The organism is Paractinoplanes hotanensis, assembly GCF_023717965.1.
GTDB lineage: Bacteria > Actinomycetota > Actinomycetes > Mycobacteriales > Micromonosporaceae > Actinoplanes > Actinoplanes polyasparticus.
In genome coordinates this window covers 96563-108361 of the sequence record NZ_JAMQOL010000059.1, presented here as the reverse complement: position 1 = coordinate 108361, position 11799 = coordinate 96563, and the positions used below count along the sequence as shown (strand labels likewise).

General features: G+C 73.7%; 6 protein-coding genes. 5 read left to right on the top strand and 1 reads right to left on the bottom strand.

What is annotated here, in order from left to right; all coding sequences use genetic code 11:
* Nucleotides 1-816: 816 nt before the first annotated feature.
* The 5 genes from LXN57_RS38550 (at nt 817) to LXN57_RS38530 (ending at nt 10347) form a co-directional block, all read left to right on the top strand.
* Nucleotides 817-1896, top strand: a complete 1080-nt coding sequence (locus LXN57_RS38550; RefSeq protein ID WP_251803163.1) for a hypothetical protein — start codon at nt 817-819, stop codon at nt 1894-1896.
* 13 nt (nt 1897-1909) lie between these two features.
* Nucleotides 1910-3505 (top strand): hypothetical protein, encoded by a 1596-nt coding sequence (locus tag LXN57_RS38545; RefSeq protein ID WP_251803162.1) that lies wholly within the window; start codon nt 1910-1912, stop codon nt 3503-3505.
* Between the two features lie 38 nt (nt 3506-3543).
* On the top strand, nt 3544-5871 hold the full coding sequence (locus LXN57_RS38540) for a hypothetical protein (RefSeq protein ID WP_251803161.1): 2328 nt from the start codon (nt 3544-3546) through the stop codon (nt 5869-5871).
* Nucleotides 5868-9149: a right-handed parallel beta-helix repeat-containing protein gene (locus tag LXN57_RS38535; protein ID WP_251803160.1), complete on the top strand. Its 3282-nt coding sequence runs from the start codon at nt 5868-5870 to the stop codon at nt 9147-9149. Before LXN57_RS38540 ends, LXN57_RS38535 begins: the two co-directional genes overlap by 4 nt.
* Before the next feature lie 133 nt (nt 9150-9282).
* Nucleotides 9283-10347: a MinD/ParA family ATP-binding protein gene (locus LXN57_RS38530; protein ID WP_251803159.1), complete on the top strand. Its 1065-nt coding sequence runs from the start codon at nt 9283-9285 to the stop codon at nt 10345-10347.
* Nucleotides 10348-10610: 263 nt separating this feature from the next.
* Here LXN57_RS38530 and LXN57_RS38525 read toward each other — a convergent pair whose 3' ends face one another.
* Entirely contained in the window at nt 10611-11777 is a 1167-nt protein-coding gene (locus tag LXN57_RS38525; protein ID WP_251803158.1) for a hypothetical protein, read from the bottom strand.
* Nucleotides 11778-11799 lie beyond the last annotated feature (22 nt).

Below are 11799 nucleotides of genomic sequence, written 5' to 3'. Positions count from 1 at the left end.
ACATCGTCACCGCCGCGCTGCACCTCACCCATTTCGAATACAAATACCTAACCGGATCTTGCTGAGATCAGCTCACTACACGCTGCCGACGTCTTTCGACAGAAGCCCCGATCCCCATCCGGTGGCGCCCCGTCCCACAGCCCTCGACGGTGCAGAACGGGACCGAGTCCGTCCGCTACCACCGGTACCGTCCGGCTCGAGACCGGGCGGCGCACGACGAAGAGATCCGGCTCGGGACGTCTCGGGCCGTGATGCGACGATCCGTGAGCTGACGAGTCCCGCGTCGTCGCGGCGGACGGAGTCGCCTGAGGACCGATCGAGCGCTGGACGGCCGGCGCCGTCCGCCCTGCGCCCGCGTGGCAGTCCGATCGGCCGAGGCGGGGCCAGCAGCACGGTCGGTGGCAGAGCCGGCCACAGGGATCGTGGCGGGGACGAGGGCAGCATCCAGCGGCAGGCGGAGGGCGTGGCCGGGGGATGCTCCCGGCTCCTTCGGCGGGCTTTCAGCTGCCGGTGCCAGTCCCGTCGGCCGGGTCTTTTCCGCCCCATGTCCCGCAGGCGGGGTTCATCCCGTACGCCCCGCCCGATCAGCCGGGGCCGTCCTCCGGCGCGGGTCCGTCATCCGCACAGGTGCAGTACCCGGACTGGTACCGGCGGCCGTAGCACCGTTTGTCGGCCGGTGAACTCTTCGTTCAAGGTCTACGCGCGTGCCGTTGAAGAGCCCGCCGTCGCATCCGTCATCAAGGTGTCGGGTCCATACGGCTGGCCGGTAGGCCGGCGGACCGGACCCCGCCCCTCGAACACAGGAAGGCCGCGGCCATGACCCAGGCGGTAACGGCGTCGAGCGATCGGCTCGGCGCCTTCCACCGGTTGCTGCTGCGGCTCGCGGGCCGGACGCCTGACGAGCTGATCACCACCTGCCGGCGCTGGCTCGCCGAGGGCGAGGACCTGGAGATCGCCCAGGCGGTCGTCTTCGCCGCCCTCGTCAGCCGGGTGGAGATGACGGACGACGACGTCGCGTTGCTGACCGCCACGCTGGTCGAGGCGGGGGAGGACACCGCGGGGCTCGACGACATCGAGCGTACGGACACCGATCCGCCACCGCCGTACGGGCTGGCCCCGGTCAGCCCCGCCGACCTTGCGGAGCACGGTGACGCAGTGCCGTACTGCATCGACCTGACCGCGCCATACGACGGGCCCGGAGCCGCGGACGAGTTCGACCGGGCCGCGATCGCCGTGATGGCCGCACAGCACGATAACGGCGTGGCGGTGGCCGCTCTGTGGCGGGCGTGGCGCTTCCCGTCGGCCGCCGCGTCGTGGCCGCCGCCGCGCCGGATGTACCTGGTGCAGGGCGCCGAGGAGGCGCAGCTCGCCGCCCGCACGCAGGCTGCCCTAGAGGCCGTGGGAGAGACGGACCCGCAGGTCGAGGCCTTCCTCGACCCGGAGGAACTGCCGGCCTTCCAGCGCACCGCGCTCGGGTTCTCCACTCTGCTCTGGACGGCCGCGCCGCCGGCCCCGCTGACCGTCGCGCGGGTGTACGACACGGTCTACCCGGAGAGCGGGCCACTTTTCGCCCCGGACCATCCGCTGCTTGAGGGTGCGGAGCGCGACCGGGTGCTGAGCTATCTGAGCGGCAGCACGCCGCTGCTGATCACGGCGGCCCGGAGCCCGGACGTGGTGAATCCGGCCGCCGGTGACGTGGTGCCCGCCGGGTTCTTCACTGACGGCCGGTGGATCTGGACCGAGGCCGTCGGGTACTACCTGGACGTGCACGGGCTGGCCCCCGATCCCGGCCTGCTGGCCGCGATCCGGGCCGCTGACCATCAGCCGCCGCAGGTCGACGCCGTGGTGCTGCACCGAGCTCTGTCCATTTTGTACGCACCGGTAACGGCCGGCTGAGGGAGATCGAACTGTGGCTGTCACATCGCCCGGCAGGGCGCGTCGAGTCTGGGACCGGCTGGATCCGGTGCGGCGCCGGCTCGCCGTCGGAATTCTGGTCGTGGCTCTCGCAGGGGCCGGTATCGTGGCGGGCGCCGGTTTCGGGACCGCCTCGGCGCAGGAGACCGGGCTCGCGGGTCGCCCGGTGCCGGCCGGGCAGGTCGAGGCGATCGCGGCGGCAGCTCACGCCTGCCCGGTGCTGAGCCCGGCCCGGCTCGCCGCGCAGCTCATGGCCGCCTCCGGATTCGACGCGAATGCGACGTCGGCCAACGGCGGCAGCGGCATCTCCGGGCTCACCGACGCGGCATGGGAGCAGTGGAAGCCCCGGACGACGTCGGCGCGCACCGATCCGGCCGCGAACATCGCCGCGCTCGCCCGGCTCACCTGCGACCTGGTCGGTCAGGTGCGGCAGGCCGGGATCGGCGGCGATCTCTGGCGGCTCGCGGTCGCCGCCCACCACTCCGGGGTCGAGGCGGTGCGTGCCGCCAAGGGGATTCCGGGACCCGCCGCCGGGTTCGTCGAGCGGGTCTCCGGCTTCGCCACCTGGTACGCCCGGCTGTCCGGCGCCGGTGCGAAGCCGGCCGCACCGACCGGGCCGATCGGCGTGGTGCCGAGCCCGGGGACGCCGCCGAAGCCGGTGCCGGACAGCTACCTCGCCGCGGTGCTCGCGGCCGGCCGGTCCTGCCCGGGGCTCACCCCGGCCCGGGTCGCCGCGCAACTGATGGCCGCCTCCGCCTTCAACCCGAACCTGTTCGGGGCGCGTTCGGCGCAGGGCATCGCCCAGTTCAGCCCGCAGATCTGGACTCGGTACGCGCCGTCGGTAGCCGGCGCCACGCCGTGGGACCCGAGCGCGGCGATCCCGGCGCTCGGCCGGACCATGTGCGCCCTCCTCGACGGGGTGGACGGCCTGGGCAAGGACCGGTACCGGCTGGCGCTGGCCGCGTTCCGGGTCGGGCCGGACGCGGTCCGGCGGGCCGGTGGGCTGCCGGACGACGCCGACGTCCGGCGCTTCGTCGACCTGACCGCGGCGTACGCCGATCACTACCAGCGGGACCCGAAGCTGGGCGGGCCGGCCGTACCCGCGCGCCCCGGCACGCCGCGGGCCGGCGTGACGCCGGGCAAGCCCGGTCCGGCCGCGGGAGGCGACGTCCCGGGCGCAGGCAAGCCGGGGTCCGGGGCATCCCCCTCCCGGTCACCGAGGGCCCGGCCCAGCACCTCGCCGCCGAAGCGGAATTGGCAGACCCGGGTCGTCAACGCCACGTCGACCCTGCGGCTCGGACAGTCCTGGGCCACCGACCGGCTCACGCTGGTGTTGGCCAACGAGGGCAACGTGATCCTCTACGACCGGGGTAAGGCGGTCTGGCAGACCGGCACGAAGGGCAAGGGCGGACACCATCTGGTCTTCCAGGCCGACGGCAACCTGGTGCTCTACACCGCGTCCAACGCGACGGTCTGGACCTCCGGCACCCCGGGTAACGACGGCGCCATCCTGGTGCTGCAGGCCGACGGCAACGTGAGCATCTCGAACGGCGGGCGTGGGATCTGGCACACCGGAACGATGAAGGGCTGAGGAACTTTGCACGCGAGGCACGAACGTCAGTGACCGCCATGGCAGCCGGAGGATCGCCCGGTGGCGGCGTCCGGCCGGTCGCGCCCGTCGTCGCGGAGTTCGCGGGGGCGACGCTGGTCCTGCGGACCGAGGCGGACGCGGTCCTGCCGCTTCATCGGGTGGCGGGTGGCCTGCCGGCCGAGGCCGGGAGGCGGGCGGTGCTGTGCGCGCCGTCGGTGACGGCTCGGCCGGAGCTGTTCGAGGTGCTGCTGGAGGCGCTGACCGAACACCTGGGCGGTGCGGCGGCGGGGATTCGGCTGGTGCCGCTGGGCGGGTACGCCACCTCGGTCGATCCGCCCGCGGAGGCGGGCATCGTGGCCGAGTGGATCGGTCAGGAGGTCGCCGTCCCGCGGTCGGCCTTCGCGGTGCCGGCGGGCGACGTGCTCGATCCGGCGCCGTGGGTGGTGTCCCACCCGGACGGCACGGTCCGTGCCGAGCCGCCATGGCCGTCGTCGCCACTGCCACCGCCCTCGCCCTCGCCCCCTTCGCCGCCGCCGCCGCCGCCGCCGCCGCCGTCGCCGTCGCCGGTGCCGACTGTGGCGATGCCCGCGGTCGTGACGGCCGGGGGGCGTGCCGTGCTGCGCACCAACGGAGGCTTCGCCGATCTGCCGGTGCGGCGCCCGGGCCAGACCTGGCACCCGCCACGCCCGTGGGCCCGTGACCGGCCCGCGACGCCGGACGTAGCCGCAGGCGCGCTCGCCACGACGCCGGGGCGGCGAACCGTTGCGGGCTGGTCGTTCGTGGACGAGCCGGGGCTGGGCGGCGGTTGTGTCCTGGCCGGATTCCTGGTGGAGATCGCCACGAGTGTCACCGGGTTCCGGGTTGCCGGCCGGCCGGTGACGCCGCGCGCGCTGGCCACCCTGCTCGCCGCGTGCCGGGCGGGGGACACCCGCCCACTGGTGCTCGTGCCCTCCGGTGTGCCGGTCCGCGGGCCCGCCGCGGATCTGCTGTTCGCCGGTCTCGCGGAGGCGATCGCCACCCCGGTCTACGCCCCCGACGGGCCGGTCACGCGTACCGCCACCGGGCTGCTGCGGTCGTCCGGCACGTTCCTGCGCTGGAGCGGGCGGCGAACGGGCGGGCAACGGCGTGGGCAGAACGCCGGGCCCGTGCTCCCGCCCCTTCCGGCGCCACGGGCCCGTCCGCGCTCCTCCGGCCCGGCGCGGACCGACACCGCCGTCCCCGCGGCGCCGTCGCCATCCTCACCCGGCGGCGGCGCGTTGGGACCGGAGGTCGCCGGCTCGGTGGGACCAGCGATCGCCGAACTGCTGGGGCCGGAGATCGCGGCACTGCTCTCGCCCGCACGCTGGACGAGCCTGCTACTTCCCGCCGTGCCGTCACCGGCCGACGCGGCGCCCCCCGCCGTCCCGCAGGAGGAGGGCCAGGCCACCGAGGGCGCCGTTCCCACGGCGGGTCCGCCCCCGCCCGACGCCGCCATGCCGGCACCGGCCACAGCCGCCGCCGACCCGGCCGGGGGAGCCGAGCCGCCCCCGGCGGATCACTTGCAGGACTCCCCGGCCCGCCCGGCGCCACGCCGCCTCGCCGACGACGGCCGGGACCTGACCATGGCGGACCGGGCGGCGCTGCGACAGGCGCTCGGCAGCCGGTACGACGCGCACGCCCGGGTGGTGGTGCGCACCCTGGCCCAGTCGCCCGGCCTGCGGGCGGTGGCCGGAGCCGCGGGAGAGCTCACGACCGGGCTGGTCGCCGTCCGGGCCTACTGCGACGACCAGCGCGAACCCGTGAACGCCTTCCTGCGTGGCGCGGGCCCGGAGGCCGACGCGGACCGGCTCACGGTGGTCGCCCGATCCGTCGCGTACGGGTTGCGGCGGCTGCCGTCGGTGCTCGGGCCGGTCTTCCAGTACGGGCTGGGCGCGACGCCGGCCAGCGCGTACCGCCCGGGTGACCTGGTCGTCGAACCGGCCTTCCTCGACGTCGGCCTGGCAGCGGGCGCGGGCACCGCGCCCGCCGGGACACGGTTCGTCATCTGGTCCGTCAGCGCACGCCGGCTGGACGGCTTGGACGCCGCCGCCCGAGCCTCCGCGATCTTCCCACCGGGCAGCCGCTTCCAGGTGCTCGCGGTCGAGAACGGCGCCGCCGACCGGGTGGCCCGGGTGCTGCTGCGGGACCTCGCCGCCTCCGTCCGGGGTGGCCAGGAGGACGCCGAGCGGATCATCGAGCGACTGCGCGCCGCCGACCGGCCCGCAGCGCCGGCCGCCGGTGCTCCGGCGCCGTTGTCGTTCGCGCCCGGCCTGGACGACGCGGGCCTGCCTTTCCCCGTGCCGGCGGTCGCCGGCACTGTCATCGCTGATGAGGATGGACGAGCGTGACCAACCTGCTGTCGGTCTCCGAGACCGAGCCCGGATGCCTGCCGAGCATCGCGGCGGCGCTGGCGGCGGCCGGTCCCGCCGCCATGATCGTGGTCCAGCCGGGCACGTACCGGGAGCAGCTGCGCCTCACCGGGAACGTGACGCTGGTCGCCGAGGACGGCCCGGGAACGGTGACCATCGACGGCGGCGACGGGGTGGCGGTCTTCATCGGCGGGGGAGACGTGACCCTCCGCGGGCTCACCGTGCGTGGTGGTTCCCCCAACCTGCCCGCGGTCCAGGTCGGTCGGGGAATGCTGCGGGCGATCGGTTGCGCGATCACCGGGCGGGGCGTGGTCGCGGTGCACGTGCCCGGCGGCCAGGTCGACATCCGCGACTGCCAGGTGGCCAACCCGGCCGGCGCCGGCTTCCTCTTCGAGCGGAACGGGGCCGGCACGGTCAGCGCCACGACCGTCCGGGACACGGGCAGCGCGGGAGCGGTGATCGTCGGCGGCGCGGACCCGGTCCTGCGCGGCTGCACGTTCACCGACATCCGCAGCGCCGGGATCCTGTCCACCCGGGGCGGCCGGGGCACCGTGGAGGACTGCGAGATCACCGCGACCGACGGGCCCGCCGTCGCGGTCGAGGAGGACAGCGCGCTCCGCGTGATCCGCAGCCGGATGCACCACCTGCCCGGAGCCGCCGTGGTGATCACCGGTGGCCGGCCGGCGCTGGAGGACTGCGAGGTCCGGGCGGTCGGCGGCCACGCCTTGGTCGTCTCCGGGACGGCCGCCCCGACACTGCGTGGCTGCCGGGTACGCGACGCCGCCGGTCACGGTCTGATCGTGCTGGAGCAGGCGACCGGCACGTTCACCGACTGCGACATCGCCGGCACCGAAGCGGCCGCGGTCGCGGTCACCGGATCGGCCGCGCCGCTGATCGAGGGCGGCACGTTCACCGGCGGGCCGCGTGAGGCTCTGATGTTTCAGGAGGAGGCGACGGGAACGGCGCGCCGGCTGACCGTACGCGGCGGGCCGGCCGGCATCGTGGTCGGCGGCTCGGCCGCGCCCCTGGTCGAGGACTGCGTGATCGAGGACGCCGCAGACTACGGGGTGCGGCTGCTCGACGGTGCGCGGCCGGTGATTCAGGCTACCCGGATCGACCGGTGCGCGGCCGGCGGCTTCCTGGTCGAGGCCGGGGCGACGCTCACCGCCGATCAGACGACGGTGCACGGCTGCGGAGTCGGACTGCAGATCGACGGTACGGCGACGGTGACCGGATCGGATGTCGGTGCTGCCCGCGGTGCCGGGATCATGGTGCGGCGCAAGGCGAACCTGACCCTGCTCCGCACCCGGGTGCATCGCAGCGGCGGACCGGGGGTGTGGTTCGCGGCCGGCTCGTCCGGCCGGGTGGACGGCTGCGAACTGATCGAGAACGCGGGGGAGGGTCTGCTCCGGGAGACGGCCGAACCGATCCAGGTGGACGCGACGACGATGGTCGGCAACGGTGGTGACGGGGCCGGCCGGAGCTTCCTGCCGAGCCCGGCCGTCCCGGCGTCTGACGGCGCTCGGGTCCGCGATGAACCGGCGCTTCCGTTCCCGGCCACTGATCCGGCGGGTCCTGGCGAGGGTCCCTCCGACAGGGCCGCTGCGCTGCTGGGCGAGCTGACCGGGCTGGTCGGGCTCGCGGGAGTCAAGCGCGAGGTGGCGACGCTGGTCGGGCTGCACCGGGTCGGTCAGCGCCGGGCGGCGGCCGGTCTGCCGGCCCCGCCGATGTCGCGGCACATGGTCTTTGCCGGGGCGCCGGGCACCGGCAAGACCACGGTGGCCCGCCTGTACGGGAAGATCCTCGCCGCGCTCGGCGTGCTCACCACCGGTCAGATGGTCGAGGTGGCTCGCGCCGACCTGGTCGCGGAGCACATCGGCGGCACGGCCATGAAGACGACCGAGAAGTTCACCGAGGCGCTGGGCGGCGTGCTCTTCCTCGACGAGGCGTACACCCTTTCCCCGGTGGACGGCGGTGGCAGCGGGCACGACTTCGGCCGGGAGGCGATCGACACGCTGGTCAAGCTGATGGAGGACCATCGCGACGAGATCGTGGTGATCGTGGCCGGCTACTCGCCTCAGATGCGCGCGTTCCTGGACTCCAACCCGGGTCTGTCGTCCCGGTTCTCCAAGACGGTGGAGTTCGAGAGCTACTCGACCGAGGAGCTGGTGACCATTGTGGAGCGGCTGTGCAGCACCCACCACTACTCCCTGGAGTACGACACCCGGCTCGCCCTGGCCCGGCTGTTCGACGGGATGACCAGGGACGCGACCTTCGGCAACGCCCGGGTGGCCCGCAAGGTGTTCGAGGAGATGATCGGGCGGCAGGCGTATCGGCTGGCCGAGGCGTCCTCCTCGGACGGGGTGGAGCTCGCCCGGCTGCAGCCGCAGGATCTCGGCGCCGCGACCACGGGTCAGGCCGGCCAGGCGCGGACGGCCGAGGTCGATCAGCTGCTGGCGCGCCTGCACGGCATGATCGGTCTGGGCGGGGTGAAGCGCGAGGTGTCCGACATGATCGATCTGCTGTCCACCATCCGGACCCGGATCAGCGCCGGCCTCCCGGCCCCGGCCATCTCGCGGCATCTGGTCTTCTCCGGGCCGCCCGGCACCGGCAAGACCACCGTCGCCCGCCTGTACGGGCAGCTGCTGACCGCCCTCGGCGTGCTGCCCGGTGGCCAGCTGGTCGAGGTGGCGCGGGCCGACCTCGTCGGCGAGTACGTCGGGCACACCGCCCAGCGGACCCGGGAGGCATTCCAGCAGGCCCGTGGCGGCGTGCTGTTCATCGACGAGGCGTACACCCTGGCACCGCCCGACGCCCGGCAGGACTTCGGCCGGGAGGCGATCGACACGCTGGTGAAGCTGATGGAGGACCACCGCGACGAGGTGGTGGTCATCGCCGCCGGGTACGAGCAGGAGATCGAGGTGTTCCTCGCCGCGAACGCCGGCTTGGCTTCCCGCTTCTCGCGCCGGATCCACTTCGCCAACTACAGCCCGGACGAACTGGTGGCGATCTTCCAGGGGCTCGCCTCGGCCGGCGGATATGAATGTCCGGGCGGCACGCTGGTCGTGCTGCGGGAACACTTCGAACGCGTGCCGAAGGGTCGAGCCTTCGGCAACGGGCGGTACGCCCGCCAGCTGCTGGAGGACTCCATCACCCGCCAGGCAACCCGGCTGCGGACCGTGGGCGCGCCGACGGTCGACCAGCTGCGGACGCTGCTCGTCGAGGACATCACCCAGGCGGTGGCTCCGGCGATGTGAGAGCTACGCCGAGCCGCACGATCGCCGACCCGCCACCGCCGCCGGCGCGTCGATGCCGGCGCCGAGAGGGAAACGGTCCTGGTTGTAGAGAGCGGCCGGCTCGATGAGCCGACCGGAGGTAAGGGGTAGGCGCATGGGTGACAGGAACAGGATGAGCCTCGGAGACGCGCGGCCGGTCGACGCCGCGAATGGTGGGCAGACCGCGCCGATCACGCTCCCAGCGGTGGCCCCGCCGGCCGCTGCAAATCAGCCTGCCGCGGGTGGTTCCACTGGTTCCACTGGTTCCCCTGGCGCCCCGGGCGGGCCCGCGACGTGGGGCTGGCGTGGGCGCGCGAACCGGCTCGGTCACGGCGCGCTGGAGATCTCCCCGACCCGCGACGAGCTGGTGCACCGAGCGGCCCGCCGGCGGTTGCTCCACTCCTTCAGCCGGACGATGTCGATCGTGGTGGCGAACCCGAAGGGCGGCGCGGCCAAGACCCCGAGCGCCCTCATCGCCGCGGCCACGCTCGGCTTCTACCGGGGTGGCTACTCGCTGGCCTGGGACAACAACGAGACACGTGGCACTCTCGGGACACGCGCCGAACAAGCACCCCACGAGCGGACCGTCGTCGACCTCCTGCACCACATCGACGAGTTTCTCGCCAGCACCGGCAGCATCGGGCAGATGGCGGGGTTTCTGCGGCCGCAGGGCGCGCGGTTCGACGTGCTCGCCTCCGACGACGCGGCCGGCGGCATGGAGATCATCGACGATGTGGCCTTCGGCAAGCTGTGGACCGCCTTGTGCCGCTTCTACCGGTTGATCGTGATCGACACCGGCAACAATGTCAGGGCGCTGAACTGGCGGGCCGCGACTGCGGTGGCCGACTGCCTGGTGGTACCCACCACCGTGCAGCAGGACGTCGCCGAGAGCGGACTCTGGATGCTGGACCACCTTCGCCGTACCGGCCGTGACCACCTGGCCGAGAACGCGGTGGCAATCGTCTCCTGCGCCGACGCGAAGCCGGACCGGGCGCTCCTCGACAACATCGTGGAGCGCTATCGCGCGGTGGTGCGAGACGTGGCGGTCATCCCCTATGACGGCCTTATCCGTGCCGGCGGGCGGATCGAGTACGACCGGCTCGCCGTGCCGACCCGCCGGGCGTGGCTCATGGCGTGCAGCTCGATCATCGACTCGCTCGTCCTGCGCGACCAGGGCTGAACGGCGCCGCGCCGGCCTTCCACCACTGTGCCGAGGTCACGGCGGGCGGCGCAGGGGAGTCGCTCACCCCGGGGCAGCTCGCTTCTGCGAGGCCCGAGGATCCCCCGGCTTCAGCGCTTCAGCGAGATGACCGCGTTCGGCGCCATCGACCAGCCGCCTGGCAGACCGCCGTATTGGCGGAGGTTCATCACCACGGTGTTGGCCAGCCCTGCTGATGGGTCTTGACCAGCTCTTCCGGATCGGTGAGGGCACTGCCAGGACAATCACGTCGCCGGTGCCGGCCAGGCGCCGGCGCCGGGGCTACGCCGGACCGCGCCGACTGCCCGGCGTAGCGCTGTGCGGGCTTGCCGGTCCAGCACCGCGGCGGGGACCGATGCGGCAGTATGGGCGGTCCCGGCGCCGGCATCCGGAGCGACCTCCCGCAGGAGCACGAGCGCCGCATCGTCGCGACCGCGGTGTGCGACGTCGACCACTCTCATCCGGGTGCCGGGGGCGAAACGTACCCGTTCACTTCCCCACCCGGCCTCGCGGAGGCCGTTGACCGACCAGATCACCACCTCCGGGCCCGCGGGAACCGGGTCCCCCGACAGTGGTGGTTCCGGCGCGGTCGTGGCGGTCAGGGCGGCCGGCGCGCTTACCTCCTCCCCGGTTCGCCAGTGCGGCGGCTGCGCGAGGTGCCAGCCGCTGAAAACGGCTCCCGTGTAGAGCCCGGGCCGGCCGAGCCTGGGTGGGTTCGCTTCGGTGGTCTCGCCGCTGCCGTACGGCGTCAGGATCATCCGGCGTCGCAGCGCCCGGGGGAGCGACTCCAGCACCGAGTAGACGGTTGCTTGCGCCAGCTCCCGGCCTGGCCGTCCCAGCATCACGCTCAGTCGCGCGGGGTCCACCGGGGCGGACAACACCTCCGTGGGTAGTGACGACGCCGGTGATGCCGCCTCATAAAGCCACAACCCGGCCGGCACGGTGGTCGCCACGACTCCGTCCGGTAGGGCATGCAGGGTGAGCGGGAGCAGCCGCTCCCAGGGCGGCGCCGGATGCCGCGGACCCTGCCGCTCTCCCGGTTCGCCCGGCCGGAACCGCCACCACTGGCCGTCCACGACGAACACCATCCCACTGGGCAGTAGTACCACCGGCCCGGCCGGGGCGATCACCTCGACACCGAGCTCGCCGGCGATCACCGGTGCGACGCCCGCCCGGCCCGACTCGGAGAGCACGAGGCGGATCGATGTGCATCGCACCGGTAGGTGCCGGCGAAGCAACGCGGTCAGAGCAGCCACGTCCAACTCCGGCTCGGCGGCCACCATGACCGTGTGCCGGTCCTGTTCCCGGGGCAGAAGCGCGGGGGTGAAGCCGGGAGGCAGCACATCGCCTCGAACGATCATGGTGAGCCGGTCGTATCCGTGCACCCTGGGACGATCGAGACGGTTACCCATGACAGTCATCCTCGTCGCACGC